The sequence below is a fragment of the Pseudomonas sp. ZS1P83 genome, from assembly GCF_054897825.1.
Genome location: NZ_CM142706.1, coordinates 1,475,078 through 1,501,516 on the forward strand (window position 1 = coordinate 1,475,078; position 26,439 = coordinate 1,501,516).

31 protein-coding genes and 1 tRNA gene are annotated in these 26,439 nt (G+C 55.9%); 24 read left to right on the forward strand and 8 right to left on the reverse strand.

All coding sequences use genetic code 11. The annotated features are described in order from the left end of the window. Positions 1 to 12 precede the first annotated feature (12 nt). Positions 13 to 468: a DUF2214 family protein gene (locus ACYZT0_RS07115; protein ID WP_462045213.1), complete on the forward strand. Its 456-nt coding sequence runs from the start codon at positions 13 to 15 to the stop codon at positions 466 to 468. 223 nt (positions 469 to 691) lie between these two features. On the opposite strand, the gene csrA is transcribed toward ACYZT0_RS07115, so the two are convergent. Further along, the gene (gene csrA, locus ACYZT0_RS07120; protein ID WP_007938114.1) at positions 692 to 886 is read right to left on the reverse strand and encodes a carbon storage regulator CsrA; all 195 of its coding nucleotides are present in this window, start codon (positions 884 to 886) and stop codon (positions 692 to 694) included. 247 nt (positions 887 to 1,133) lie between these two features. On the opposite strand from csrA, the gene ACYZT0_RS07125 reads away from it, so the two are divergent. Next, positions 1,134 to 1,499 (forward strand): SPOR domain-containing protein, encoded by a 366-nt coding sequence (locus ACYZT0_RS07125; RefSeq protein ID WP_462045214.1) that lies wholly within the window; start codon positions 1,134 to 1,136, stop codon positions 1,497 to 1,499. A gap of 271 nt (positions 1,500 to 1,770) precedes the next feature. Here ACYZT0_RS07125 and ACYZT0_RS07130 read toward each other — a convergent pair whose 3' ends face one another. The 3 genes from ACYZT0_RS07130 to ACYZT0_RS07140 all read right to left on the reverse strand — a co-directional run bounded on the left by ACYZT0_RS07130 (position 1,771) and on the right by ACYZT0_RS07140 (position 4,014). Next, positions 1,771 to 2,460, reverse strand: a complete 690-nt coding sequence (locus ACYZT0_RS07130; RefSeq protein WP_462045215.1) for an endonuclease — start codon at positions 2,458 to 2,460, stop codon at positions 1,771 to 1,773. A gap of 4 nt (positions 2,461 to 2,464) precedes the next feature. Then, positions 2,465 to 2,755 (reverse strand): DUF1654 domain-containing protein, encoded by a 291-nt coding sequence (locus ACYZT0_RS07135; protein ID WP_462045216.1) that lies wholly within the window; start codon positions 2,753 to 2,755, stop codon positions 2,465 to 2,467. A 170-nt stretch (positions 2,756 to 2,925) separates the two neighbouring features. Continuing rightward, positions 2,926 to 4,014, reverse strand: coding sequence for an asparaginase (locus tag ACYZT0_RS07140; protein WP_462045217.1), 1,089 nt, complete (start codon positions 4,012 to 4,014; stop codon positions 2,926 to 2,928). Between the two features lie 350 nt (positions 4,015 to 4,364). On the opposite strand from ACYZT0_RS07140, the gene ACYZT0_RS07145 reads away from it, so the two are divergent. From ACYZT0_RS07145 to ACYZT0_RS07180, 8 genes are all read left to right on the forward strand, one after another. Further along, complete coding sequence (locus tag ACYZT0_RS07145) at positions 4,365 to 4,823, forward strand: hypothetical protein (protein ID WP_462045218.1); 459 nt, start codon at positions 4,365 to 4,367, stop codon at positions 4,821 to 4,823. A gap of 199 nt (positions 4,824 to 5,022) precedes the next feature. Beyond that, positions 5,023 to 5,979 carry a substrate-binding domain-containing protein gene (locus tag ACYZT0_RS07150; protein ID WP_462045219.1) on the forward strand — a complete coding sequence of 319 codons (957 nt, stop codon included), beginning with the start codon at positions 5,023 to 5,025 and terminating at the stop codon, positions 5,977 to 5,979. 56 nt (positions 5,980 to 6,035) lie between these two features. After that, entirely contained in the window at positions 6,036 to 7,589 is a 1,554-nt protein-coding gene (locus ACYZT0_RS07155) for a sugar ABC transporter ATP-binding protein (RefSeq protein WP_462045220.1), read from the forward strand. After that, a complete protein-coding gene (locus ACYZT0_RS07160) occupies positions 7,586 to 8,563 on the forward strand; it encodes an ABC transporter permease (protein WP_282376628.1) in 978 nt (325 codons plus the stop codon). Before ACYZT0_RS07155 ends, ACYZT0_RS07160 begins: the two co-directional genes overlap by 4 nt. Before the next feature lie 3 nt (positions 8,564 to 8,566). Beyond that, positions 8,567 to 9,586, forward strand: a complete 1,020-nt coding sequence (locus tag ACYZT0_RS07165) for a LacI family DNA-binding transcriptional regulator (RefSeq protein ID WP_462045221.1) — start codon at positions 8,567 to 8,569, stop codon at positions 9,584 to 9,586. Positions 9,587 to 9,643: 57 nt separating this feature from the next. Continuing rightward, entirely contained in the window at positions 9,644 to 10,561 is a 918-nt protein-coding gene (gene rbsK / locus ACYZT0_RS07170) for a ribokinase (protein ID WP_462045222.1), read from the forward strand. After that, a complete protein-coding gene (gene rbsD / locus ACYZT0_RS07175) occupies positions 10,558 to 10,962 on the forward strand; it encodes a D-ribose pyranase (protein ID WP_462045223.1) in 405 nt (134 codons plus the stop codon). The genes rbsK and rbsD overlap by 4 nt, the downstream gene beginning before the upstream one ends. Positions 10,963 to 11,005: 43 nt before the next feature. Further along, positions 11,006 to 12,034 carry a nucleoside hydrolase gene (locus tag ACYZT0_RS07180; RefSeq protein WP_462045224.1) on the forward strand — a complete coding sequence of 343 codons (1,029 nt, stop codon included), beginning with the start codon at positions 11,006 to 11,008 and terminating at the stop codon, positions 12,032 to 12,034. A gap of 38 nt (positions 12,035 to 12,072) precedes the next feature. Here the strand turns inward: ACYZT0_RS07180 and ACYZT0_RS07185 are convergent, their stop codons facing one another. Continuing rightward, positions 12,073 to 12,279 (reverse strand): hypothetical protein, encoded by a 207-nt coding sequence (locus ACYZT0_RS07185; RefSeq protein WP_282376634.1) that lies wholly within the window; start codon positions 12,277 to 12,279, stop codon positions 12,073 to 12,075. Between the two features lie 132 nt (positions 12,280 to 12,411). On the opposite strand from ACYZT0_RS07185, the gene ACYZT0_RS07190 reads away from it, so the two are divergent. Beyond that, positions 12,412 to 12,717, forward strand: a complete 306-nt coding sequence (locus ACYZT0_RS07190; RefSeq protein WP_462045225.1) for a hypothetical protein — start codon at positions 12,412 to 12,414, stop codon at positions 12,715 to 12,717. A gap of 165 nt (positions 12,718 to 12,882) precedes the next feature. Next, positions 12,883 to 13,203, forward strand: coding sequence for an I78 family peptidase inhibitor (locus tag ACYZT0_RS07195; protein ID WP_033061805.1), 321 nt, complete (start codon positions 12,883 to 12,885; stop codon positions 13,201 to 13,203). A gap of 71 nt (positions 13,204 to 13,274) precedes the next feature. On the opposite strand, the gene ACYZT0_RS07200 is transcribed toward ACYZT0_RS07195, so the two are convergent. After that, positions 13,275 to 13,487, reverse strand: coding sequence for a cold-shock protein (locus ACYZT0_RS07200; RefSeq protein WP_007905882.1), 213 nt, complete (start codon positions 13,485 to 13,487; stop codon positions 13,275 to 13,277). Between the two features lie 292 nt (positions 13,488 to 13,779). Beyond that, on the reverse strand, positions 13,780 to 14,082 hold the full coding sequence (locus ACYZT0_RS07205) for a hypothetical protein (RefSeq protein WP_462045226.1): 303 nt from the start codon (positions 14,080 to 14,082) through the stop codon (positions 13,780 to 13,782). 373 nt (positions 14,083 to 14,455) lie between these two features. On the opposite strand from ACYZT0_RS07205, the gene thrS reads away from it, so the two are divergent. The 9 genes from thrS (at position 14,456) to ACYZT0_RS07250 (ending at position 21,913) form a co-directional block, all read left to right on the forward strand. Further along, positions 14,456 to 16,378: a threonine--tRNA ligase gene (thrS, locus tag ACYZT0_RS07210; protein WP_462045227.1), complete on the forward strand. Its 1,923-nt coding sequence runs from the start codon at positions 14,456 to 14,458 to the stop codon at positions 16,376 to 16,378. Further along, positions 16,378 to 16,929, forward strand: coding sequence for a translation initiation factor IF-3 (gene infC / locus ACYZT0_RS07215; protein WP_176469887.1), 552 nt, complete (start codon positions 16,378 to 16,380; stop codon positions 16,927 to 16,929). The genes thrS and infC overlap by 1 nt, the downstream gene beginning before the upstream one ends. Before the next feature lie 60 nt (positions 16,930 to 16,989). After that, positions 16,990 to 17,184: a 50S ribosomal protein L35 gene (gene rpmI / locus ACYZT0_RS07220; protein ID WP_462045228.1), complete on the forward strand. Its 195-nt coding sequence runs from the start codon at positions 16,990 to 16,992 to the stop codon at positions 17,182 to 17,184. Between the two features lie 29 nt (positions 17,185 to 17,213). Continuing rightward, the gene (gene rplT / locus ACYZT0_RS07225; RefSeq protein WP_007905879.1) at positions 17,214 to 17,570 is read left to right on the forward strand and encodes a 50S ribosomal protein L20; all 357 of its coding nucleotides are present in this window, start codon (positions 17,214 to 17,216) and stop codon (positions 17,568 to 17,570) included. Between the two features lie 109 nt (positions 17,571 to 17,679). Beyond that, a complete protein-coding gene (gene pheS / locus ACYZT0_RS07230; protein WP_007905876.1) occupies positions 17,680 to 18,696 on the forward strand; it encodes a phenylalanine--tRNA ligase subunit alpha in 1,017 nt (338 codons plus the stop codon). 26 nt (positions 18,697 to 18,722) lie between these two features. Further along, on the forward strand, positions 18,723 to 21,104 hold the full coding sequence (pheT, locus tag ACYZT0_RS07235) for a phenylalanine--tRNA ligase subunit beta (RefSeq protein ID WP_462045229.1): 2,382 nt from the start codon (positions 18,723 to 18,725) through the stop codon (positions 21,102 to 21,104). A gap of 3 nt (positions 21,105 to 21,107) precedes the next feature. Then, positions 21,108 to 21,410, forward strand: a complete 303-nt coding sequence (ihfA, locus tag ACYZT0_RS07240) for an integration host factor subunit alpha (RefSeq protein WP_002553164.1) — start codon at positions 21,108 to 21,110, stop codon at positions 21,408 to 21,410. Next, positions 21,391 to 21,747 (forward strand): MerR family transcriptional regulator, encoded by a 357-nt coding sequence (locus ACYZT0_RS07245; RefSeq protein WP_003179985.1) that lies wholly within the window; start codon positions 21,391 to 21,393, stop codon positions 21,745 to 21,747. The genes ihfA and ACYZT0_RS07245 overlap by 20 nt, the downstream gene beginning before the upstream one ends. 89 nt (positions 21,748 to 21,836) lie before the next feature. Then, positions 21,837 to 21,913 (forward strand) — tRNA-Pro (locus ACYZT0_RS07250). A 302-nt stretch (positions 21,914 to 22,215) separates the two neighbouring features. Here the strand turns inward: ACYZT0_RS07250 and ACYZT0_RS07255 are convergent. Next, positions 22,216 to 23,439: a hypothetical protein gene (locus tag ACYZT0_RS07255; protein WP_462045230.1), complete on the reverse strand. Its 1,224-nt coding sequence runs from the start codon at positions 23,437 to 23,439 to the stop codon at positions 22,216 to 22,218. Positions 23,440 to 24,217: 778 nt separating this feature from the next. Between ACYZT0_RS07255 and ACYZT0_RS07260 the strand changes: the two genes are divergently transcribed. The 3 genes from ACYZT0_RS07260 (at position 24,218) to ACYZT0_RS07270 (ending at position 26,270) form a co-directional block, all read left to right on the forward strand. Then, on the forward strand, positions 24,218 to 24,439 hold the full coding sequence (locus ACYZT0_RS07260) for an AlpA family transcriptional regulator (protein WP_102666385.1): 222 nt from the start codon (positions 24,218 to 24,220) through the stop codon (positions 24,437 to 24,439). 482 nt (positions 24,440 to 24,921) lie between these two features. Continuing rightward, the gene (locus ACYZT0_RS07265; RefSeq protein ID WP_462045231.1) at positions 24,922 to 25,584 is read left to right on the forward strand and encodes an inovirus Gp2 family protein; all 663 of its coding nucleotides are present in this window, start codon (positions 24,922 to 24,924) and stop codon (positions 25,582 to 25,584) included. A 296-nt stretch (positions 25,585 to 25,880) separates the two neighbouring features. Continuing rightward, complete coding sequence (locus tag ACYZT0_RS07270) at positions 25,881 to 26,270, forward strand: hypothetical protein (RefSeq protein ID WP_462045232.1); 390 nt, start codon at positions 25,881 to 25,883, stop codon at positions 26,268 to 26,270. Positions 26,271 to 26,439: the final 169 nt, after the last annotated feature.

A 26,439-nucleotide genomic window follows, 5' to 3' on the forward strand; every position in this document is an offset into this window, starting at 1 on the left:
AGGAGTATCTCGATGCTGACTCACTGGTTTCTTGCGGCGATTCATCTCTTGGCCTTTGCGCTGGGCTTTTGGGCCGTGCTGACTCGCGGGACTGCATTACGTCGTCTGGCTGCAGGTGCGGGGGAAGTTCGCAGCGTTTTGGTCGCCGACAATCTATGGGGAATCTCTGCAGTCATTCTCTTGGTAACGGGTGGGATGCGAGCCTTTGGAGGGTACGAAAAAGGCACTGACTACTATCTTCACCAGCCACTGTTCCATCTCAAGATGACGTTGTTTGTCCTTATCCTGTTGCTTGAAGTTGCGCCGATGGTGACGCTGATCAGATGGCGGATTGCCTTAGGTCGTGGCGTGGCTATCGATACCGGTCGGACAAAGCTGTTTGCCCGAATCAGTCATATCGAAGCGTTGCTGGTGTTGCTGATAGCGGTGGCTGCCACGGGCATGGCGCGCGGCGTGACGTTTGGTTAGCCGCGATTGATCGGGCTCTTCCTCGGGGTTAATCGGAAGCGTCTGACAGCCATGACATGGGACTTGCCGGTAGTATCGGTTTCACGTTTTGGAGGGGATGGCAGCGAAGTGCCGTGACCCGTCTCGGGACTGGGGCGAGCAAGCGGATGACGATGCGGCGCTTGAATCTCTAGCCAGCCATGGTTCTGGGGTGAAACGGGCTGGCTACTGACTACAACAGGATTCAGGGGGTCTGCGGTTTGTCTGGAGCAGTGAGGCCAGCCTGAATGCGCTGATAGATTTCTTCGCGATGCACCGCAACGTCTTTCGGGGCGTTAATGCCAATCCTGACTTGCTGGCCGCTAACGCCCAGAATGGTGATCGTAATGTCATCACCAATGTTTATGCTTTCACCGACTTTGCGGGTGAGTATCAGCATGGTCTTCTCCTTGATTGCTTTGTAGGGCACCTGATTCGAGTGCAGAGGTCGGTGGTATGTATAGATTAGTGTGAAGTCTCACGGTTTGGGTGCCTCTTTCTGACGTGCAGATGCTGCATTAATTCCCAAGGCGTAACTATACAGAGGCCGCAACCATCATTCTCGTTGTTTTAAGCCCATTTTGCGGCACTCGGAAAGTATTCATGAATGTTAAAATCTTCGCTTTAAGCATTCTGAGGGAAGCGTTGTGCGCAAAAAGGTCTTGGTAATCGCGGTACTGGCGCTGGCGGGATGCGGTGAGGGCAAGAGCGTGGACGCGCAAAAGCCGCCGCCGACAGCTGCGGCTGCACCTTCGGTAGCATCTGCGCCGCAATGGGATCTCGAAGTTCGAGGCGAAACAACCCAGGCGGTCAGCGACCTTAGCGGCTGGCTGATTGAGCACAGTTTCGTTTCCAATGTTGTCAGGGAAAATGGAAAGACCCGGATTCTGGTCGGGCCATTCAATTCGAAAGCCGAGGCCGAGGCCAAACAGGCAGAAGTGGGTGCGGCGCTTGTCCGGGCAAAGAAACAGAACATCGAATTGCTGGTTGTCGAACGTCCAGTGGTCCAGTAACGGACTTTTCCTGTGACCGACGATCTACCGCGAACTGAAGGCGCTGGGAGCCAGCAGGCCCGGTAAGTGGCGGCCAATTCGTATAGCTGGTGCCGTAACAGTCGTTTTGAGTGGAATCGAGTGTTGGATATAGCATGGTTCGACAGGCTGAGACTGGTGCGACTCTCATAACCTCAATCTCTCGAACCGCCCGGTGCGGAGCCGCATGCCGGGTGGTGTGGCAGGGGAGCGGCCTAGGAAGGCTGCCCCCTATGCCGATTTCAGCGAGCGCTTAACCGCAGGCTTTCATATCGACCGGGCCGACAAACTCGTTGCCGCGTCCCATGACGCACGCCACGCTCTGGTTACGCTGACGTTCCCAAGCCTCTACCGGATAGGTTTTGTTCCAGGCTTCGTACAGCTGTCGATCCTGTTTCGACAGGCGCAAACCGTATTGCTTGCTCATGTAGAAATACGTCCGAGCGATCATGCCGCGTATGGATGGGCGGGGCATGACTTTCTTCGCCTTGAAGTCGACCTGGGTCAGGCACGAACCGTATTGGCCCGACTGCACCGGCAACCAGCCGAAACTGAAGTTGCTGCGATCACCATTCACCTCACCAATGCTCGGCACCAAATTGTGCAGGTCAGCTTCGGCCTTCTGATAGGTCGGATCGTAGCGCGTGCAGTTCTTGCGCCCACCTTCTTGCCAGCACTGACGCTGATGGCCGATCTGCCAGGCCGGAACAATGTGCTCCCACTCGATGCGGGAAGCGCGTTTGGCGTTTTTGCGCGGTACATAACCGCAGGCGGCGAGGTTGACCTTGTTGCCGGTGTATTTGCACCCGCAATAGAACTCCGTGGATTGGGGTGCGTAGAGCTTCCAGGCAACTTTCTTGGCTTCGTTGAAGGTACGGGGGGCGCCAGCCTGGGCACCGAGAGTGATGAACAGAAACAGCAAAGCAAACCAGCGAAAACTCATTGACTCAATCTTCCTTCGGCACAACCCAGAAAATCTGCACACCGCCATCGTCGCGATAGGCGAGGGTGACGTTGTCGTTCTCGTCGATTTCTTCGAGCAATTGCTCCCACTCGTCCACGGGTTCGTCCGGTAGACGGAAGATCAATGCGGCTTTGGCTTTTTGGGCGGTGGGGGAATTGATGATTTTCTGAACGCGCATACCCATGCGTTCATAGGCGTCAGGAGAGGCAGAGGTGTTGGCCACGGAATTATCCTTATTAAGCTGTACGTGCATACAGTATTTAACTGTAGGCATTTTCGCAACTGCTTAAAATTCAAGAAAATCCTCTGACAGCGGTTTTTTTCGTTTGGTGTAGGACGATGAGAAAATTTTTATCGAATTATCGGAAGGAGGCGTGAACCACTCGCCTGGGTTAGCGAGTGGTGAAAACGATGCCCGACCGGAACCGGTCAGGCGAGGGCGAATCAGTATTCCCAGAACATCCGTTGCAGCTCTTTGCTGTCGTTGGTCTTGGTCAGCGCGACCATGGCCAGGATGCGGGCTTTTTGCGGGTTCAGGTCATGCGCCACAACCCAGTCGTACTTGTCGTCAGGCTGTTCGGCGTTACGCAGTACGAATCCGCCGGCGTTGACGTGGGACGAACGAATGATTTGCACGCCGTCCTTGCGCAGGGCTTGCAGTGCTGGGACTACACGGGACGCGACTGACCCATTGCCGGTACCGGCGTGAATGATGGCTTTGGCGCCGGACTGCGCCAGCGCTTTGTAAGCGGTATCGCTGACATTGCCGTAGGAATAGGCGATCTCGACGTCAGGCAGGCTCTTGATGGTTTTGATGTCGAATTCCGAGTCCATGGTGTGGCGCTTGGCAGGCAGGCGGAACCAGTAGGACTTGCCCTCGACCACCATGCCGAGTGGACCCCAGGCACTTTTGAACGCCTCGGTCTTGATGTTGATCATTTTGCTGACGTCGCGACCCGACTGGATTTCATCGTTCATGGTCACCAATACGCCTTTGCCGCGTGCATCTTTGCTGCTGGCCACGGCCACTGCGTTGTACAGGTTCAGCATGCCATCGGCCGACATCGCGGTGCCTGGGCGCATGGAGCCGACCACGATGATTGGCTTGTCAGTTTTTTCCACCAGGTTCAGGAAGTAGGCGGTCTCTTCCAGGGTGTCGGTGCCGTGGGTGATGACGATACCGTCGACGTCTTTGCTGTCGGCCAGTTCAGCCACGCGACGACCCAGTTGCAGCAGGTTGTCGTTGGTGATGCTTTCGGACGCGATCTGCATCACCTGTTCGCCACGAACGTTAGCCAATTGGCTGAGTTCCGGGACCCCGGCAATCAATTGTTCGATGCCGACTTTTGCCGCTTGATAGGTAGCGCTGTTAGCAGCGCTGGCACCCGCGCCGGCAATGGTGCCACCGGTGGCCAGGATCACCACGTTCGCCAGTTTCTGTTGGGTTTCGACTTCTTTTGCCTGAAGGGCGGTGGGCAGGAGCAGCAAGAGGGCCAAAGCGCCCGGAACGAAGGTCTTGAAAGCAGATGTCATTATTTTTCTCTCTAGTAGTGAGACGGTGCTGATGCAGGTTCATCTAGATACGCCCCAGGCCGATCTGAACGCTTGGGGTGCAGGAGAAGAGCAGGATCTGTACCAGTCGTACTTTGAATGAGAAAAACTTTTAACTTTATGATTTTTATCAGTATTTATGCGGGTTGGTGAAATGGTGACACCGTCGGTTGTCCGGGTTTCCGAACGTGTTGAGCGTTTGTGTTCGGCTCTCCGAAAAGTACTACGACCTCTGTAGAGTAAATCGCCTTGCCAGATTGCGAATCAGTGCTAAAGAAACCCGCGCATAGGTCGATGCTTCTTTAAAGGATCTTTGTTTTTCAGGAGTTCACATGTCGTTATCTGTTGGTATCCCAAATGCCATAGGCGTCACCATCGGCGGTAAGTCCGCCGCTACGATTCGAGCGTTGAGTGATGAGACGGCCGATGTCGCGAATCAAGCGCTGGGTGAGAAGGAAAGCGACAGCAAGCAAGTCAGAACCGGTGCTGTTGGCCTGGGTAAAAGTGCGGAATCGACTGAAACGGATGGCGCCGACAATGCCTCTGTCGCGGAAAAGGCATTGCTCAAGCGTCTGAAAGAGCTGCAAGAGCAGCTGCGTCAACAGCAGCAACAATTGGCAGCGGCCCAATCGGCGTCTTACCCGACGCCTGAAGCCAAGACCACCGTCCTGATGGCGATTCAAGGGCAAATAGCCGATACCACCGCTGCAATTCTGGAAACGGCGAACAGCCTGTATAAGGAAATGGCCAAGGGCTCCGGTGCTGGATCGGCGGTCAACACGACGGCATGATGTGATTGCCCAGCTTTTTTGCCAGCCCGTTCAAAAAAATGGTCATTTCTGCTCGTTGACAAATTCCGGCAGGGTTCGCATAGTTCGGTCTACGCAAACGTTTGCGCGGCGCTCCCGGTGGTTGATCCACTGGTGAGCGCAATGAAGCCTACGCCAGCGCAAGCGTTGCTCACAATAATCATAAGATCGGAGTGAAACCATGAAGCTGCCATTCGCTGGACGTCTTCTCGCTATCGCTATGCTGGCTGCCGCATCCGCTGCGTTGCCTGTCTCTTCGGCCTTCGCCGAGACCCCTGAAAAACCCAAAGTCGCGCTGGTCATGAAATCCCTGGCCAACGAATTCTTCCTGACCATGGAAGACGGCGCCAAGGCCTATCAGAAAGACCACTCCGGCGATTTCGAGCTGATCTCCAACGGCATCAAAGACGAAACCGACACGGCTGGCCAGACGCGCATCGTCGAGCAAATGATTCTGGCCAAGGTCAATGCGCTGGTCATCGCGCCAGCTGACTCCAAGGCCATGGTTCCAGTGATCAAGAAAGCCATCGATGCCGGTATCACCGTGATTAACATCGACAATCAGCTGGACCCGGCTGTCGTCAAAAGCAAGAACATCACCGTACCGTTCGTAGGCCCGGATAACCGCCAAGGCGCGCGTCTGGTAGGCGAGTACCTGGCCAAGCAACTGAAGGCCGGTGACGAAGTCGGCATCATTGAAGGCGTTTCCACCACCACTAATGCCCAGGCCCGCACCGCAGGCTTCAAGGATGCGATGGAAGCGGCGCAGATCAAGGTCGTGTCCCTGCAGTCCGGTGACTGGGAAATCGACAAAGGCAACAAGGTTGCTGCCTCAATCCTCAGCGAGTACCCGCAAGTCAAAGCCCTGCTGGCCGGCAACGACAGCATGGCCGTCGGTGCAGTATCCGCCGTGCGTGCCGCGGGCAAGGCTGGCAAGGTGCAAGTGGTCGGTTACGACAACATCAACGCCATCAAGCCGATGCTTAAAGATGGCCGGGTTCTGGCCACTGCTGACCAGTTTGCAGCCAGGCAAGCCGTGTTTGGCATCGAGACTGCGCTGAAGATCATCAAAGGTGAGAAAGTCGATAGCGGCGCCAATAGCGTCATCGAAACTCCGGTGGAGCTGGTCACCCAGTAGTCCTTCTGGCGACACAACGGTGCTCGCCCGTCCGGGCGAGCGCATGGAGATTTTTTATGTCAGTTCCCGCCCCGAACGCTGTCCTCTCGGTCAGCGGTATCGGTAAGACTTACGCCCAGCCGGTTCTGACCGGCATCGACCTGACGCTGATGCGCGGTGAAGTGCTGGCGCTGACCGGCGAAAACGGCGCCGGTAAAAGCACGCTGTCGAAGATCATCGGTGGGCTGGTCACACCGACTACCGGCCATATGCAATTCCAGGGTCAGGACTACCGCCCTGGCAGCCGGACCCAGGCTGAAGACCTGGGCATCCGCATGGTCATGCAAGAACTCAATCTGTTGCCGACCCTGTCGGTGGCGGAAAACCTGTTTCTCGACAACATGCCCAGCAACGGCGGCTGGATCAGTCGCAAGCAATTGCGCAAGGCTGCGATCGAAGCCATGGCCCAGGTCGGCCTCGACGCGATTGACCCGGACACGCTGGTGGGCGAATTGGGCATAGGCCACCAGCAAATGGTGGAGATCGCCCGCAACCTGATCGGCGATTGCCACGTGCTGATCCTCGACGAACCGACTGCGATGTTGACGAACCGTGAAGTCGAGATGCTCTTCGAGCAGATCACTCGTCTGCAAGCTCGCGGCGTTTCGATCATCTATATCTCGCACCGTCTCGAAGAACTGGCGCGGGTCGCCCAGCGTATTGCGGTACTGCGCGATGGCCACCTGGTTTGCGTCGAACCGATGGCTAATTACAACAGCGAGCAACTGGTTACGCTGATGGTCGGTCGTGAACTCGGCGAACACATCGACATGGGGCCGCGCAAGATTGGTGCTCCAGCCTTGACGGTCAAAGGGCTGACCCGTTCCGACAAGGTTCGCGACGTATCCTTCGAAGTACGCGCCGGCGAGATCTACGGGATTTCCGGTTTGATCGGGGCAGGGCGCACCGAGTTGCTGCGGCTGATTTTCGGTGCTGACATTGCAGACAGCGGCACTGTTGCGCTCGGTTCGCCGGCGCAGGTCGTCAGTATCCGGTCACCGGCGGACGCGGTCGGTCATGGCATCGCCCTGATTACCGAAGACCGCAAGGGCGAAGGCCTGCTGCTGACTCAATCAATCAGCGCCAATATTGCCTTGGGCAACATGCCGGTGATTTCCAGCGTTGGATTCGTCAACAACGGTGACGAGATGGCCCTGGCCCAGCGTCAGATCGACGCCATGCGCATCCGCAGCTCCAGCCCGACACAACTGGTGTCGGAACTCTCCGGCGGCAACCAGCAGAAAGTCGTGATCGGCCGTTGGCTGGAGCGCGATTGTTCAGTGTTGTTGTTCGACGAGCCAACGCGTGGCATCGACGTCGGCGCCAAGTTTGACATCTATGCCTTGCTCGGCGAGCTGACCCGTCAAGGCAAAGCGTTGGTGGTGGTGTCCAGCGACCTGCGTGAACTGATGTTGATCTGCGACCGGATCGGCGTGCTCTCGGCGGGGCGTCTGATCGACACCTTTGAGCGCGATAGCTGGACCCAGGATGATTTGCTTGCCGCGGCGTTCGCTGGCTACCAAAAACGTGATGCGTTGCTCAATGAAGCAGCGCCTAGGGATCTCACATGAATACTGCAGTGTCTGCCGGCAAACGTAGTGGCAACTTTTACGGCCTCGGCACCTATCTGGGCCTGGCCGGTGCCTTGCTGGCAATGGTCGCGCTGTTCTCGGTTCTGAGCAGTCATTTCCTGTCCTACGACACTTTCAGCACCCTGGCCAACCAGATTCCGGACTTGATGGTGCTGGCGGTCGGCATGACGTTCGTGTTGATCATTGGCGGCATCGACTTGTCGGTGGGTTCGGTGCTCGCGCTCGCGGCGTCAACGGTTAGCGTGGCCATTCTGGGTTGGGGCTGGAGCGTACTGCCTGCGGCGCTGCTCGGAATGGCGGCGGCGGCACTGGCCGGGACGATCACCGGTTCGATCACCGTTGCGTGGCGGATTCCGTCGTTCATCGTGTCCCTCGGCGTATTGGAAATGGCCCGCGGCGTGGCGTATCAGATGACCGGATCGCGCACGGCCTATATCGGTGACGCCTTTGCCTGGTTGTCCAACCCGATCGCCTTCGGCATCTCGCCGTCGTTCATCATTGCCTTGCTGATCATCTTCATTGCCCAGGCGGTGCTGACGCGTACCGTGTTCGGTCGTTACCTGATCGGCATCGGTACCAACGAAGAGGCGGTGCGTCTGGCAGGAATCAATCCAAAGCCCTACAAGATCCTGGTGTTCAGTCTGATGGGATTGCTGGCCGGTATTGCCGCGCTGTTCCAGATTTCCCGTCTGGAAGCGGCAGATCCGAATGCCGGCTCCGGGCTTGAACTGCAAGTGATCGCCGCGGTAGTGATCGGCGGTACCAGCTTGATGGGGGGCCGGGGTTCGGTCATCAGCACGTTCTTCGGGGTTCTGATCATTTCCGTGTTGGCGGCCGGCCTGGCGCAGATCGGCGCGACTGAACCCACCAAACGCATCATCACCGGCGCAGTGATCGTGGTGGCGGTGGTGCTTGATACTTATCGCAGTCAGCGCGCAAGCCGGCGGACCTGAGTCATGGCAACGATCAAGGATGTGGCAGCGCTCGCGGGAATTTCCTACACCACGGTTTCCCACGTCGTGAACAAGACCCGGCCGGTCAGTGAAGAGGTACGGATCAAGGTCGAGGCAGCGATCGAAACCCTCGACTACGTGCCCAGTGCCGTGGCCCGGTCCCTCAAGGCCAAAACCACGGCGACCATCGGTTTGCTGGTGCCCAACAGCCTCAACCCGTACTTCGCCGAATTGGCGCGAGGCATTGAGGATTACTGCGAGCGTAACGGCTACTGCGTGATCCTCTGTAATTCCGACGACAACCCGGACAAGCAACGCAGTTACTTGCGCGTGCTGCTGGAAAAACGCATCGACGGGCTAATCGTCGCTTCGGCCGGCGGTGACGCGGGGCTGGCAGAAGGCCTGGCAGGCGTGCGTACGCCGATGGTGATCGTTGACCGTGGGCTGGAAGGTGTAAATGCCGATCTGGTGCGCATCGATCACGAATACGGCGCCTATCTGGCGACCCGCCACCTTTTGGAGTTGGGGCATCGGGACATCGCCACCATTGGTGGGCCGGCGAGTACCAGCGTGGCGCAGATGCGTCTGGCCGGTTATTGCCGTGCCCTGAAAGAGGCGGGTGTCGAAGTGCCCCGCGAGCGCATGTTTGAAAGCGACTTCACCAGCACCGGCGGTTACAACGCCGCCGCGATCTTGCTGGAAAAGAACCCGCCGAGCGCGATCTTCGCCGGTAACGACATGATTGGCATCGGTGTGCTGCGAGCGGCGGCCGAGCGCAATATTCGTGTGCCGACGGAGCTGTCGGTGATCGGCTTCGACGATATTCAGATGAGTCGCTATGTGTACCCGGCGCTGACCACCGTGGGGCAGTCGATTCTGCAACTCGGTGAGATGGCGGCCGAAGTGCTTTTAAGAAGAATCGCCACACCGAATATGGCCACCGATCAACGGATCGTGACGCCCAGTATTGTCCTGCGGGAGTCGACTGCGCCGCTGGCCGGCGTGTTCGCCCAGTTCCGTTGAAATAAAAAGCCGCTAAATCAAAAGCACCGCTGAAACAGAATTGATGAGTAGTGATGTATGCCAGCAAAAGTAGTGGTTATAGGCAGCCTGAACATGGACCTGGTCACCCGGGCGCCACGGCTGCCCCGTGGCGGTGAGACGCTGATCGGCGAGTCGTTTGCCACGGTCTCCGGTGGCAAGGGTGCGAATCAGGCGGTTGCCGCGGCGAGGCTGGGAGCGCAGGTGTCGATGGTCGGTTGCGTGGGCAGCGATGCCTACGGCGAAGAACTGCGCGGGGCGCTGTTGGCCGAGCAGATTGATTGCCAGGCGGTCAGCACCGTCGACAATTCCAGCGGCGTCGCATTGATCGTGGTCGATGACAACAGCCAGAACGCAATTGTGATCGTTGCCGGTGCCAATGGCGCGCTGACGCCAGCGGTGATCGACCGTTTCGATGCAGTATTGCAGGCCGCGGACGTGATCATCTGTCAGCTGGAAGTGCCGGATGCCACTGTCGGTCATGCGCTCAAGCGCGGCCGTGAATTGGGTAAGACCGTGATCCTCAATCCGGCGCCGGCCAGCCGCCCGCTGCCGGCGGGTTGGTACGCGTCCATCGATTACCTGATTCCCAACGAGAGCGAGGCCTCGGCCCTGAGTGGTTTGCCAGTGGATTCTCTGGCATCTGCTGAAACCGCTGCGACCCGATTGATCGTCATGGGCGCCGGCAAGGTCATCATCACCTTGGGGGCTCAGGGTTCGCTGTTTGCCGACGGCAAAAGCTTCGAGCATTTCCCTGCACCGAAGGTGAAAGCTGTCGATACCACGGCGGCAGGCGACACTTTCGTCGGTGGTTTCGCTGCGGCACTGGCGGCCGGCAAAAGCGAAGCCGAAGCAATCCGTTTCGGCCAAGTCGCCGCGGCGCTGTCGGTGACCCGTTCCGGCGCACAACCCTCGATCCCCACCTTGTCCGACGTACAGGCCTTTAAAGCACCATGAAAAAGACACCTTTGCTCAATATTGCACTGTCGCGGCTGATCGCATCCCTGGGCCATGGCGACAGGGTGGTGATCGGCGACGCAGGCCTGCCGGTGCCGCCAGGCGTTGAACTGATCGACCTGGCCCTGACCCATGGCATCCCGGATTTCATCAGCACGTTGAAGGTTGTGCTCAGCGAAATGCAGGTCGAGAGCCATGTGCTGGCCCAGGAGATCCTGGGCAAGAAACCTTCGGTGTTGGCGACACTCGATGAGCTGAATGCTGAAGGTGCGCTAGGTCAGCGTGAGCTGCTCAGTCATGACCAATTCAAAGTCCTCAGCCGACAGGCACGGGCGATTGTTCGTACAGGCGAATGTCAGCCGTATTGCAATATCGTGCTGGTGGCGGGGGTAACGTTCTAACTCGCTGTTGTCTTTCTGCTGTCCCACGCACAAGGAGTGCGCTATGCACCGCTATGCTCTGAAACTGCACCACCTGCTCCGGAGTCTGCTGCTTTTGTCCCTGATTACCGCAACAAGCGCCCAGGCGGCGGAAAAAATCGACTTGATTATCGACACAGACCCGGGTGCCGACGACGTGGTCGCCTTGCTGTTTGCGCTGGCGTCGCCGGAAGAGCTGAACATTCGTGCGCTGACCACCGTCGCCGGCAATGTGCGTCTGGACAAGACTTCGCGCAATGCGCGGCTGGCCCGCGAGTGGGCGGGGCGCGAGGAGGTGCCGGTCTACGCGGGCGCACCGAAGCCGCTGATGCGTACGCCGATTTATGCCGAGAACATCCATGGCAAGGAAGGCCTGTCGGGCGTCACCGTACATGAACCGAAGAAAGGACTGGCCGAAGGCAATGCGGTCAATTTCCTGATCGATACCTTGAAGGCCGCCAAGCCCCACAGCATCACCATCGCCATGCTGGGTCCGCAGACCAATCTGGCCCTGGCGCTGATCCAGGAACCTGAAATCATTCAGGGCATCAAGGAAGTGGTGATCATGGGCGGTGCGCACTTCAATGGTGGCAACATCACCCCGGTGGCCGAATTTAATCTGTTCGCCGACCCACAGGCTGCGCAGGTGGTATTGGAAAGTGGCGTGAAGCTGACCTACCTGCCGCTGGATGTGACCCACAAGATCCTCACCAGCGAAGCGCGCCTGAAGCAGATCGCGGCAATCAACAACAATGCCAGCAAGCTGGTAGGCGATATTCTCAATGAATACGTCAAAGGTGACATGGAGCACTACGGCATTCCTGGTGGTCCGGTGCATGACGCAACCGTCATCGCCTACCTGCTCAAGCCTGAGTTGTTCACCGGTCGTTCGGTGAATGTGGTCGTCGATAGCCGCGAAGGCCCGACGTTCGGCCAAACCATCGTCGACTGGTATGACGGCCTTAAAGCGCCGAAGAACGCCTTCTGGGTTGAAAGTGGTGACGCCCAGGGCTTCTTTGACCTGCTGACCGAGCGTCTGGCTCGTCTAAAGTAAGCCCTACGCCCGCAGGTGTCAGCCTGCGGGTTTTACGTTCACTCGCTATCTGTCAGGCCCCTATAGTTGAGGGGGTACTTCTCGAATATTTGTGCGATGAATGTCTGGGCGGCTTGCGTCCCGAGCTCCTTGACCAATAGATCGATGCCAATGATTGCCAACTCTTCCGGGCTGCCCGGGCTGTAGGAGCTGTGGCCCTGTGGCCACTTGGCTTTGATGTCGGCGTCGATGCTTACGGTGGTCATGATGGCGCTCGTGAAGTCGGGAAAGTCTGAGTGTCGAGTTAACCATTTTGCGCGGCTTTTGACACTCCGACTTAGGCATGAGGGGAGGGCTATGCGACACTTGGTCTTTGACGAATTTTCAAGGACTGTGCTGTGCAGATCGATTTGAACGCTCCTGACGGCTTGACCTTTGAGGCCGTGCGTCAGCTGCTGGCCTCTGCCAGCGACGATGAACACACTCAATTGCGGGTGACCAAGGGCGGCATCGCCTACATTTCATCAGGTGTTGTGGGCGGCACTGATATCAGCGGGCTGCTGTTTCGTCTGGAGACGTGGGCCAAGGGTTCCGGTTATGTAGGATTGGTCGCGGCCAGCGACGAGGTCTGGGTCATGCAGATTTTCAACGCGCTCAAGGAAAATTGGCCGAATCCACCGTTCGACTACATTGACGTCTATTGAGCGCTGTTCATATTCAGTCACGATTACGAGATGAACGTCAGGGAATGCTCAGGCAAACTCGCCGCGTGTCCAGATCGAGGGCGGGGTGCTAGCACTCCCTGTGAAACCAAACGCTAGATTGGCGGTCGCACGATCTCAGCTTAACTATTGAAAAAAGGAGGCTTCATGCCTTGGAAGCTCGCGTCATTGGGTACTTTGTTGGCCGTTGCCATGCTGGCCGGTTGCAGCACTACCTCCACCGAGTCGACAACAGACCCTGTCACGACGACGGATACGGGCCACAGCCGTTGTGAGGCAAAGGCTGCCGAATTCACCATTGGCAAAAAGGCTTCGCCTGAACTGCTGGAGCAGGCGCGTACCCGCGCAGGGGCACAAAATGCACGGTTCCTCTTGCCCACTGACATGGTGACCCTGGAATACCGCTCCGATCGGCTGAACCTGAACACTGATGCCAATCGGGTCGTCACCCGCGTCAATTGCGGCTGATCAATCAGACTTTTGTTTCGCCCATAAAAAACCCCGTCACATGGACGGGGTTTTTTTAGTGCGGCTGAAAATTACTCAGCGCGGACTTGTGCAGCTTGCATACCCTTTTGGCCTTTCTCAGCCACGAAGGAAACGGTTTGGCCTTCTTTCAGGCTTTTGAAACCGTCGCTTTCGATAGCTTTGAAGTGTACGAACAGGTCGTCACCGCCACCTTGAGGAGTGATGAAGCCGAAGCCTTTTTCATCGTTGAACCATTTAACGGTGCCGGTTTGGCGATTAGACATGGTGTATCTCCAAGAAACATATATTTTCAGTAGTGCTGTGCTGCTCAGGCCAACTGGGCACACCGGGGTATCATAGTCGAAATGTTCGCTTTGGGAGCCCCCCGGACGTGCTCTTTGCCCTGCAGTCGCGTTCTGTTTGTTGCATTGTTTGGCTGCAAGCCCCGTTTTAAAAGGCTTTCAGCCAAAAGTAAAGACAATAAAAAAACCTGTAAAACCTGAATAAATTGTACGAAAAGGCGGTTTTCAGAGGCTTTTTACTGTCGTTGCAGGCGCAAAAAGCGCTCGGTCGGGCTTATTTTTTCACCTTGTTATCGGCTTTACAGGCGCCAATTTGAGTCAGTGCTTTTTGTTTCAGGGCGTCATTGGCGGTGTTGTCCATCAGGGACTGGATGTCTTTGGCAGGGTACGATTTGATCGCATCGGCGCCGCAAGCGCAGTGAGCCTTCGCTGCTGCAGCACCGATCTGCGGAGTGGCCGCTTCTGTGCACTGAGCCATGTATTTCTCGCGCTCGCCCTTTGGCCAATCGGCATGGGCCGCCAGTGGCAGCAGCAGAACAATTGGGGCGACTACTGCGAACAAACGATTCAGACGCATGCTGGGATGCTCCTTGTGGGTCAATGTCTTGTTATCTGAGGGGTAAAGCGGGGTTCAAGTTCAGCACTCTGGCATAAATTGAATGATTTGCCCCAGCACAAAGCGTCGTTGCATCGACGACCGTTCATCTGTGCTAGCATGCCCCGCTCGGGCGTTTGCAGGCCCCGGATGACCTTCGGTCCCGGTAGCGGCAAATGTGCGAATAACCCTGATTTGAATCCCAGTCACTCTGGTTCGGTTTTCCGGTTGGCCGCAAGGCTCCTGCCGCTGTAAGGCAGGCGTTCGTCATTGAATGGCCTGGATCGGATCTTGTACTGGCTCATCCCAACCCACGTGACCTTTGGTAGGGGTCACCACTAGGAGAGGAGGCGCCATGCCAACTATTACTCTTCCCGACGGCAATCAACGTTCATTCGATCACCCGGTTTCCGTAGCCGAGGTCGCCGCATCCATTGGTGCCGGTCTGGCCAAAGCCACCGTGGCCGGCAAGGTCAATGGCAAGCTCGTCGACGCCAGCGATATCATCGATAGCGATTCCACGCTACAAATCATTACGCCAAAGGATGAAGAGGGGCTGGAGATCATTCGCCACTCTTGCGCCCACCTGGTGGGTCACGCGGTCAAGCAGCTGTACCCGACGGCGAAGATGGTTATCGGTCCGGTCATCGACGAAGGCTTCTATTACGATATCGCCTTCGAACGTCCTTTCACTCCGGACGACCTGGCCGCGATCGAGCAGCGCATGCAGCAGCTGATCGAAAAAGATTACGACGTGATCAAGAAAATCACTCCACGCGCCGAAGTGATCGAAGTGTTCAAGGCCCGCGGCGAAGACTACAAGCTGCGCCTGGTCGAAGACATGCCGAACGAACAGGCCATGGGTCTGTACTATCACGAAGAATACGTCGACATGTGCCGCGGTCCGCACGTGCCGAACACTCGCTTCCTGAAATCCTTCAAGCTGACCAAGTTGTCCGGTGCCTACTGGCGTGGCGATGCCAAGAACGAGCAATTGCAGCGCGTTTATGGCACCGCATGGGCCGACAAAAAGCAGTTGGCGGCTTACATCCAGCGCATCGAAGAAGCTGAAAAGCGCGATCACCGCAAAATCGGCAAGCGTCTGGGCCTGTTCCACACCCAGGAAGAGTCGCCGGGCATGGTGTTCTGGCACCCGAACGGCTGGACTTTGTATCAAGTGCTCGAGCAGTACATGCGCAAGGTTCAGCGTGACAACGGCTATCTGGAGATCAAGACTCCACAGGTCGTTGACCGCAGCCTCTGGGAGAAATCCGGGCACTGGGCCAACTACGCCGACAACATGTTCACCACTCAGTCGGAAAACCGCGACTACGCCATCAAGCCGATGAACTGCCCTTGCCACGTGCAAGTGTTCAATCAGGGCCTGAAAAGCTACCGTGAGTTGCCGATGCGTCTGGCCGAATTCGGTGCCTGCCACCGCAATGAGCCATCGGGTGCGCTGCACGGCATCATGCGTGTGCGCGCGTTCACTCAGGACGACGCCCACATCTTCTGCACCGAAGAGCAGATGCAGGCCGAATCCGCCGCATTTATCAAACTAACCATGGACGTCTACGCCGACTTCGGCTTCAAAGAAGTCGAAATGAAGCTGTCCACTCGTCCGGAAAAACGCGTCGGCTCCGACGAACTGTGGGATCGCGCCGAAGCTGCATTGGCTGCAGCCCTTGATAGCGCTGGCCTGCCATACGATCTGCAGCCGGGCGAAGGTGCTTTCTATGGTCCGAAAATCGAGTTCTCGCTGAAAGATTGCCTCGGCCGCGTCTGGCAGTGTGGTACCCTGCAGCTCGATTTTAACCTGCCTGTCCGTCTGGGAGCCGAATACGTCTCCGAAGACAACAGTCGCAAGCACCCGGTGATGTTGCACCGGGCGATCCTCGGCTCCTTCGAACGCTTCGTTGGAATCCTGATCGAGCACTACGAGGGTGCATTCCCTGCGTGGCTGGCTCCGACCCAGGCAGTGATCATGAACATCACAGATAAACAGGCCGATTTTGCCGCTGAGGTTGAAAAAACTCTCAATGAAAGCGGATTTCGTGCCAAGTCTGACTTGAGAAATGAAAAGATCGGCTTTAAAATCCGCGAGCATACTTTGCTCAAGGTTCCTTATCTCTTGGTTATTGGAGATCGGGAAGTCGAGATGCAGACTGTCGCTGTGCGTACTCGTGAAGGTGCTGACCTGGGCTCGATGCCCGTCGCCCAGTTCGCTGAGTTTCTCGCGCAAGCGGTTTCCCGGCGTGGTCGCCCAGATTCGGAGTAATTACTATTAAGCGTGAAATGAGACAAGATAAACGAGCTGCACCGAAAGCCCCGATCAACGAGAATATCTCGGCACGCGAGGTTCGGTTAATTGGGGCTGAAGGTGAACAGCTTGGGATTGTGTCAATTGAAGACGCGCTTCTTAAGGCTGAAGAGGCCAAACTGGATTTGGTGGAAATTTCCGCCGATGCAGTACCCCCTGTTTGCAAACTGATGGACTACGGCAAATCGATCTTCGAGAAGAAGAAGCAGGTTGCCGCGGCCAAGAAAAACCAGAAGCAGATTCAGGTTAAAGAAATCAAGTTTCGTCCAGGGACGGAGGAAGGGGATTACCAGGTAAAACTGCGCAACCTGGTACGTTTCCTGAGTGATGGGGACAGGGCCAAGGTATCCTTGCGATTCCGCGGCCGTGAGATGGCCCACCAGGAGCTGGGGATGGAACTCCTCAAGCGAGTTGAAGGTGACTTGCTCGAGTACGGTTCGGTCGAACAGCATCCTAAGATGGAAGGACGCCAGCTGATCATGGTCATCGCCCCGAAAAAGAAGAAGTAATCAATAGGGCACGGCAGGCCTTCTGATTATGTTTATCAACTGAATGCGGAGTATCCGAACATGCCAAAAATGAAAACTAAAAGTGGTGCTGCTAAGCGGTTTCTGAAAACTGCTAACGGTATCAAGCACAAACACGCTTTCAAGAGCCACATCCTGACCAAAATGTCGACCAAGCGTAAGCGTCAACTGCGCGGTAGCAGCTTGCTGGCACCGTGTGACGTCGCAAAAGTCAAGCGCATGCTGCGCCTTTGCTAATTTTTGGTTAAGAATAGAGGAAGTAACTCATGGCTCGTGTAAAGCGTGGCGTCATTGCCCGTAAACGTCACAAAAAAATTCTGAAACTTGCTAAAGGCTACTACGGCGCTCGCTCGCGCGTATTCCGTGTTGCCAAGCAAGCGGTAATCAAGGCAGGCCAATACGCCTACCGTGACCGTCGTCAGAAAAAACGTCAGTTCCGCGCTCTGTGGATCGCTCGTATCAACGCTGGTGCACGTATCAACGGTCTGTCCTACAGCCGTTTCATCGCCGGCCTGAAAAAAGCGTCCATCGAGATCGACCGTAAGGTTCTGGCTGATCTGGCAGTGAACGAAAAAGCGGCGTTTGCTGCGATTGTCGAGAAAGCTAAAGCCACCTTGGCTTAAGTACCCCCGACAGTCACCCGGCCTCACCTTTGTGGGGCCAGGTGTTAAACGTCATAAATAGGGGAAGAGCCTTCAAGCTCTTCCCCTATTTTGTATCTGGAGTCTGTACATGGAAAACCTGGATGCGCTCGTCTCTCAAGCACTAGAGGCTGTGCAAAGCGCTGAAGATATCAATGCCCTGGAGCAAATCCGGGTTCACTACCTAGGCAAAAAGGGCGAATTGACTCAGGTGATGAAGACCCTGGGGAATTTGCCGGCAGAAGAGCGCCCGCAAGTCGGTGCTTTGATCAACGTTGCCAAGGAGCGTGTCACAGAGGTTCTCAATGCGCGCAAGGCATTGTTTGAAGAGGCTGATCTAGCCGCCAAACTCTCCGCCGAGTCCATTGACGTGACCCTGCCTGGCCGTGGTCAGACCTCTGGTGGTCTGCATCCGGTTACTCGCACTCTGGAACGTATCGAACAGTTCTTCACCCACATCGGCTACGGCATCGCCGAAGGCCCTGAGGTCGAAGACGACTACCACAACTTCGAAGCGCTCAACATCCCAGGCCATCACCCGGCCCGGTCGATGCATGACACCTTCTATTTCAATGCCAACATGTTGTTGCGCACCCATACCTCGCCGGTACAGGTCCGCACCATGGAATCGAAACAGCCGCCGATCCGCATCGTCTGCCCGGGCCGTGTGTACCGTAGCGACTCCGATATCACCCACTCGCCGATGTTCCACCAGGTCGAAGGCCTGCTGGTCGACCGCGATATCAACTTCGCCGACCTGAAAGGGACCATCGAAGAGTTTCTGCGCGTGTTCTTCGAAAAAGAACTGGCCGTGCGATTCCGTCCTTCCTACTTCCCGTTCACCGAGCCATCCGCTGAAGTCGACATGGAATGCGTGATGTGCAGCGGTAAAGGCTGCCGTGTCTGCAAGCAGACGGGCTGGCTGGAAGTGATGGGCTGCGGCATGGTTCACCCGAACGTGTTGCGCATGTCGGGGATCGATCCGGAAGAGTTTTCGGGCTTTGCCTTCGGCATGGGCGTCGAGCGTCTGGCCATGCTGCGTTACGGCGTGAACGACTTGCGTCTGTTCTTCGACAACGACTTGCGGTTCCTCGCGCAATTTCGCTAGTCGTAACGAATTCTTAGGAGAGCAGGATGAAATTCAGTGAACAATGGCTGCTTGGCTGGGTAAGCCCGCAGGTAAGTCGCGACGAGCTGGTTGCTCGTCTGTCGATGGCCGGTCTTGAGGTCGATAGCGTTACGCTGGCCGCCGGTGAATTCAGTGGCGTGGTCGTGGGCGAGGTGCTGAGCGCCGAGCAACACCCGGACGCCGACAAGCTCCGCGTTTGCCAGGTCAGCAATGGCTCGGAGACTTTTCAGGTTGTGTGCGGTGCGCCAAATGTACGCCCGGGCCTGAAAATCCCGTTCGCCATGATCGGTGCCGAACTGCCGGGCGACTTCAAAATCAAGAAAGCCAAGCTGCGTGGCGTTGAATCCAACGGCATGCTGTGCTCGCAAGCAGAGCTGCAAGTCGGCGAAGGTAACGACGGCCTGATGGAATTGCCGGCCGATGCGCCGGTCGGTCAGGACATCCGTGAATACCTGAGCCTGGACGACGCCAGCATCGAGGTCGACCTGACCCCGAACCGCGGCGACTGCCTGTCCCTGGCCGGTCTGGCCCGTGAAGTTGGTGCGTTGTATGCCGCTAAAGTCACCCGCCCGGTCGTTGCTACAGTTGCAGCCGTGCACGATGAAGTGCGCTCGGTCGAAGTGCTGGCGCCGGCTGCTTGCCCGCGTTACCTGGGTCGCGTGATTCGTAACGTCGATCTTTCCAAGCCAACACCGCTGTGGATGGTCGAACGTCTGCGTCGTTCCGACGTGCGCAGCATCGACGCTGCCGTCGACATCACTAATTACGTGATGCTGGAACTGGGCCAACCGCTGCATGCCTTCGATCTCGCCGAAATTAATGGCGGCATCCGCGTACGCATGGCCGAAGAAGGCGAGAAGCTGGTTCTGCTCGACGGTCAGGAAGTCAGCCTGCGCAGCGATACGCTGGTGATTGCCGACCACACCCGCGCCTTGGCTATCGCCGGCGTCATGGGCGGTGAGCACAGCGGTGTCAACACCGCGACCACTCGCGATGTATTCCTGGAAAGCGCGTTCTTCGATCAGATTGCTGTTGCTGGCAAGGCTCGTTCGTACGGCCTGCATACCGACGCCTCCCACCGCTACGAGCGTGGCGTCGATTGGCAACTGGCCCGTGAAGCCATGGAGCGCGCCACTGGCCTGCTGCTGGAAATCACTGGCGGCGAAGCCGGCCCGGTTATCGAAACCGTCAGCGAGCAGCATCTGCCGTCGATTGCGCCGGTTACTCTGCGTGCGCAACGCGTCACTCAGATGCTGGGTATGGAAATGGATTCGGCCGAAGTCGAGCGACTGCTCAGCGGCTTGGGTCTGAAAATTTCTGCCGATGGGGCAGGGCAGTGGCGCGTTGAGGTCCCAAGCCATCGCTTCGACATAAGTCTGGAAGTCGATCTGATCGAAGAGCTGGCTCGTCTGTACGGTTACAACCGTCTACCGGTTCGCTACCCTCAAGCTCGCCTTGCGCCGCAAGCCAAGGCTGAAGCGCGTAGTGATCTGCCTGAGCTGCGCCGTCTGCTGGTGGCCCGTGGTTATCAGGAAGCGATCACCTACAGTTTCATCGATCCGAAACAATTCGAGCTGTTTAATCCAGGTGTCGAACCGCTGTTGTTGGCCAACCCGATTTCGAACGACATGGCCGCCATGCGCTCGTCCCTATGGCCTGGTCTGGTCAAGGCGCTTCAGCACAACCTGAACCGTCAGCAGGATCGTGTTCGATTGTTCGAAAGTGGCCTGCGTTTCGTCGGTCAGTTGGAAGGCCTGAGGCAAGAACCGATGTTGGCGGGTGTTGTTTGCGGTAGCCGTCTGCCGGAAGGCTGGGCACAAGGTCGCGATGTCGTGGACTTCTTCGACGTCAAAGCCGACGTGGAAGCGGTGCTGGGCTTTGCCGGTGCACTGAATTCGTTCACTTTCGTACCGGGAAAACATCCTGCGTTGCACCCGGGTCAAACCGCACGCATCGAACGTGAAGGCCGATTGGTCGGTTTCGTCGGCGCTATTCACCCTGAACTGTCGAAAACCCTCGGTCTCGACCGTCCGGTCTTCGTTTTCGAGCTGGTTCTGGCTGAAGTGGCATTGGGTAAAATGCCTAAATTCCAGGAGTTATCACGTTTTCCTGAAGTACGTCGTGACTTGGCACTGATTGCGGCCAAGGACGTCGCGGCCAGTGCCGTACTGGACGTAATCCGTGAAAATGCAGGCGAATGGCTGACAGACCTCAGGCTATTTGACGTATATCAGGGTAAAGGCATTGATCCTGATAGAAAAAGCCTTGCAGTCGGCTTGACCTGGCAGCATCCATCGCGCACTCTTAATGACGATGAGGTGAATACCACGACGCAAAACATCCTCACCTCGCTCGAACAAAGGTTGAACGCCACGTTAAGGAAGTGACGTATGGGGGCTCTGACGAAAGCTGAGATGGCGGAACGTCTGTATGAAGAGCTGGGCCTGAATAAACGGGAAGCCAAGGAATTGGTCGAACTGTTTTTTGAGGAAATCAGGCACGCTCTTGAAGACAACGAACAAGTCAAATTGTCCGGTTTCGGCAATTTCGACCTTCGGGACAAACGCCAGCGGCCTGGCCGCAATCCGAAAACGGGTGAAGAAATCCCGATCACGGCTCGCCGTGTGGTCACCTTTCGTCCAGGGCAGAAGTTGAAGGCCCGAGTTGAGGCTTATGCTGGAACCAAGTCATAACGACGAGCTACCCGTCATCCCAGGCAAACGCTACTTCACCATTGGTGAAGTTAGCGAGCTGTGTGCGGTAAAACCGCACGTGCTGCGCTACTGGGAGCAGGAGTTTCCTCAACTCAACCCCGTCAAACGCCGCGGAAACCGCCGGTACTATCAGCGACAAGACGTGCTGATGATCCGGCAGATCCGCGCGCTCCTTTACGATCAAGGATTCACCATCGGCGGCGCACGCTTGCGATTGTCCGGTGATGAAGCCAAAGACGACACCACCCAATACAAGCAAATGATTCGACAGATGATTGCCGAATTGGAAGATGTGTTGGTGGTGCTCAAGAAATAAAATCATGCTTTTGAATACTTCCAGTTTTCAAAAGGTTGCGATATATTCTTGAGCGTTCTTCGAGATGAGGAATGAGATTCACGCCTAGTCGGGGCGTAGCGCAGTCCGGTAGCGCACTAGCATGGGGTGCTAGGGGTCGAGTGTTCGAATCACTCCGTCCCGACCATATTTTTCAATGACTTAGCCCAATCTGAAAAGGTTGGGCTTTTTCATATCTGCGATTTAGGCTTTCTGGTAGTTAAATGGTAGTGAATTGAGACTTGCTGGCGCCTTGCGCTGCTATGTCGGGTTGGCGGTTACCGAATAGTAATCAGTGCGAATGCAAACAGACCTTATCCTATCGGTTCAGAACAGACCTCTCTGGATTACTGCGGCTTTTGCGAGCGGCCTACGTCTTCCGGGGTGGGGTGGGGGATAGTCCGGATAGTCCCGCCTATGCTTGCCTGAAAAGATGTCGCGTGGCCTGGTTTAAATAGACCCAATCTCAGCTTTCAAACGACGGGACTCTTCCTCTTCTTTTTCGCGCAGGATATCCCCGAGGGTCTGGGGGCGCTCACCTCTGCTGGGTGGGCTTTGCGTGGTTGCCTGAATGCTCAGGGGCGGCCTGTCTGTTTCGAAGTGGGACGAAGCATTTTTATTGGGTTGTGCCTCTAGGTTTTCACTAACAAGATGGTCGATCACTGGGTTGGCGCTATCACTCATGAATGCTGAGCTGGGCTCTGGCTTTGCTTCTAGGGTCGGTTGGTTCTGAGGTGCTAGGAGAGCGGCTGGGCTCTTATCAATTATCACCTGGGCGCGAGCTGGTTGCGTCGGTGCACTGCTGATGGTCTCTGCTGCTATCTCTTTCGATGCGTGGTGGGTGAAGTATTTTTCTATCATGCCCATTCCAGACTCCATGATTATCAATCGCTCCACGACTTGAGGTCGTGTCAGATCGTGCTTTTGGGCTAGCTCATCAAGGAGGTCGATTGCTGTTGACGAGAGCTCGACGTTAACTTGAAACCTGCCTGCCGCCTTTGTCCGCTCGCTATATTTCTTTCGGCGCCAGCTCTGTTTAATCTTCTCGATGATGGCTTTCTGTTCGTTTGGGCCGTACTCCGCTTGATCGAAAAACATAAGCAGTTCTTGGAGGTTGCTAATGGGGGGGCGTAGGGAAAAAAGAGAAGCAGTGTTTGTGTTGAGCCACTCCCAGGCACATTTGCAGCGCTGGGAACCCTCAGTTTTGTCTTGAAACCATTTGAAATCTTTGTCCCTTGCCTGGTGTCGAATCCAATGATTGCGGAGGCATTCGATTTCTTCTGCTTTATCTCCAATATCGACATTCCAGAGATCGAACATGGCGATGAGGTGATTTCTGCCGGTGAGGTGTACCAGTCTCCTAGATAGCCCCAAGCCGGTGGTGCGTTCAATCCTGCCAAGCAACCATTCATATTGCCGCCGATCTTCTTCAATCCACCTAAGACAGTCATCCCGTACCATAAACCGGTCTTTATCGTGGTTTATTCTCTCGAACAGATCGGGATTTCCTTTCAGGTACCGAGCAATGACATCCCTCATGGTAATGCCATTGCAGGTGGCGGGATCTAGTTCGGCATTTTCGTAGCGGTCCAGGCACAGCCATAGCCAAATGTCATAGCGGTCGCTGTGCTTGGGCTCCCTCGTTGCTCGGCCAGATTGCCGGTCAGTCTTCAAGACAAAATCCCTATCATTATTCATAGTTAAAAACTATCTATATGTTTATTATTTAAAATAAAAACTATTTGTCGAGCGTGAATCTAGCACAATTCTATGTCTAACCTATAGTAGGTCTATGATAAGTCTAGGATTGTTCTATGTTCGTTCTAGGAATGATCTATGATTTTTGTTTGTCTTTTATGACCAGTAAATAAGGGCTTTAAGCCTCTATTGCTCGTCATTTATCGGTGAGCGCCGAATTTTCACATGTGAATCTAGAAAGGATTTTTTGAGAGCTGTCATGAGTCCCATCAGTGATGCTTTGCCATGCTCTTGGGGGAGCTATCGAGTGCTGGTGAGATTGGTTGCTCTATGTAGGCCCTGATGAGTCGTGTTCGCCTCTACCGGTGAGGCCGGGGGCGCAGATCTCGCTTACTGCCGCGAGCGACTGATCAAGGTAGGCATTTGTAATCTTTGGTTGGGTGGTCGGGCGCGATGGACATAAATGAGCACTGGGATATGCACGGCACAGTTGATTCATCGTCGTGCATCCTGGGCCGCCAAGGAATCAGTGAAACGGCTGATACTGGAATGGATGTGTTGACTCAACCGCCATTGGCCATTGAAGCCCTTACGCTAAGCGACACCAGTTTTCGGCCACAGGCGATGCCTGTGCTGATTCAAGTCATCCAATAGCGTCTGGCAAAGCTTGAGCGATTCACGCTGCTGTGGACGGGGTCCGTATTTTTCTACAGGACTTCCCAATCCTCTGAACGGAATACAGAGGAGCCTGTTCATGAGGTTAATTCGCCTGAAGGATGTCAAACACGTCACTGGTCTAGGTCGGTCCACCATCTACAAATACATCGAAGACGGAGTTTTTCCCAAGTCAGTGTCGCTGGGGGAAAGAGCAGTGGCTTGGGTCGAAAGTGAAGTTATGGCCTGGGTCATGGCTAGGATCGAAGCGCGTGATAGGCACGACTCCCTCGCTGCGGTTTCGCAGCTAAAGGCTGCATGATCCACGTCCATGGGTTGAGCTGGCGCCCAGTCATTCGGTCGGCGTTCGTGCTGATCGGATGAGTCCCAAAAGTGGTTTAGTTCCAGAGCATCTGAATCATTGAAATCGTCGCATTCTTCCCGCGTTCCCTGGCATTGCAACTCCCCACGCCCTTGCAGGCGTGGGGAGCTGTATCTCGGTATTAGTATTATTTATAGGGTCATTCATAGAGTCGATATTCATAGCCAATATTTACACGAGATATCCATTGCTCATTGCGTCAGCCCATCACAGCCAATCGAACCGACCAATCTTCAGAATTCAGAAACCTATCAGGCTCACCCTTCTGGGGTAAGCGCATGAGCTCAGTCATCCATCTCCACGATATCACTAGCAACAGGATCAGCGCCAAGCGCTGATCTGAGCCAGCCCCCACAGTTGATCGAATCGTAAATAAATACCCAGCCCACTGAGTTTATGAATTCACTCAGCGGATCACCTCCATGGCACACCAGTCCAAGCGTCACGTCGGTAACAGTAATCTCCACCTGCATTACGATGACACTTTTCGCGGTCTACCCGTGATGACGTCCCACGCCCCCTTCATCACCGAATACCTGCAAAGTCTTCTTGAAACGACTCAGTTGGCGCTGAGTGCCCACCGTCGGGTGTTTGCGGTACGTTTCGATCTGCGCTTCCCAGATGACTATTTGCCACCTACATCAAGCAACACCGTCATCTCCAGGTTTGTCGCTTCCTTGTCCACAAAAATTGAAATCGCACGTGAACGTGCCAAGCGTCTGAATGGCTCTGCGCATCAGACAAGCGTTCGCTGGTGCTGGGTGAGAGAGGTAGGGCGAGAGGGGCGCCCGCACTTTCACTTCGTCCTGCTGCTCAACAGGGATGCGTTTCACACGGTGGGACGCTTTCAATCTGAGCGTGTGAACCTTTACAGCCGCATCCAGTCCGCATGGGCAAGCGCGTTGAAAATATGCGTCGACGATGCAGATGGCTTGGTGCATATCCCGGCAAACGCCACATTCAACCTCTCTCAGGATGATCCAGCGCAGATGGATCGGTACTTCCACCGAGTGAGCTACATCTGTAAGGCCGAGACCAAGGAATTCGGCAGTCGATGCCGGGCATTCGGTTGCAGCAGAGGCTGAGTGACGGGGTCACCGCCACAGCCTGAACACCTTTTCCCACAGCGACGTCATCGTTGACACCGATCCAGATCGGCTCGTCCACTCGCCTGGCTCGTCATCGGGCGAGTATTCCCCCTGACTACCGAACGCCAACCTCAAGCCTCCAGCCTCGCCCTGTGCTTGCATACGACTGCACGTTCCGTGTGGGGGCTGGCCATGCGTGAGCAATGGCGTTGTATAGCCATGGCCATGCTCGTGGGCATGAGCAATTTCGCTAATTCCATTCTCAATCCATCAATTATTTAGCAGGAGTGATAATGAATTTTCCCATCAGTGATTCACGCATCGATCTCTCCCATTCAAACGCTTCAATCCTAATCAACCGGATGGTTGAGGCTGTCGCTTGCACGGACGAGCCGGCCTACCTTGTCACTCTGGATGCTCTGGGCGATGAGCAGGTCAAGTCGACATCGCTCTCCAGGCTATTTGACTGCGTGCCGCAGATAAACGAGGCGTATGCGGACTGCTGCGACGACGAACACCAAGAGGTGTTTTGGGCCGCGTACCAGGAGATTGGGCTTGAACATAGCCCATTAGGGCTGGTCTGCATGAACGATACCGAAACAGGTTACCTGAGCACTGCTCAATCGATGAACGCACTGGCAGATAGAATTCGGCTTGTGGGCGGCGTTATTGTCTGGTTATGAGGCTATTTTGCTGGGGTTTATGAGGTTTCTAGAATCTGTCCCCCCATTTGTCCCCTCACTCAAGGCGAGCGTGAGGTGATGCGCCCTCTCGGTACGGAATGAGGGAGCGTCATTAGGCAATGCTCGGCATCGCGATGAAACGCCCAGGTGCTCAGAGTTCGGTATTAAG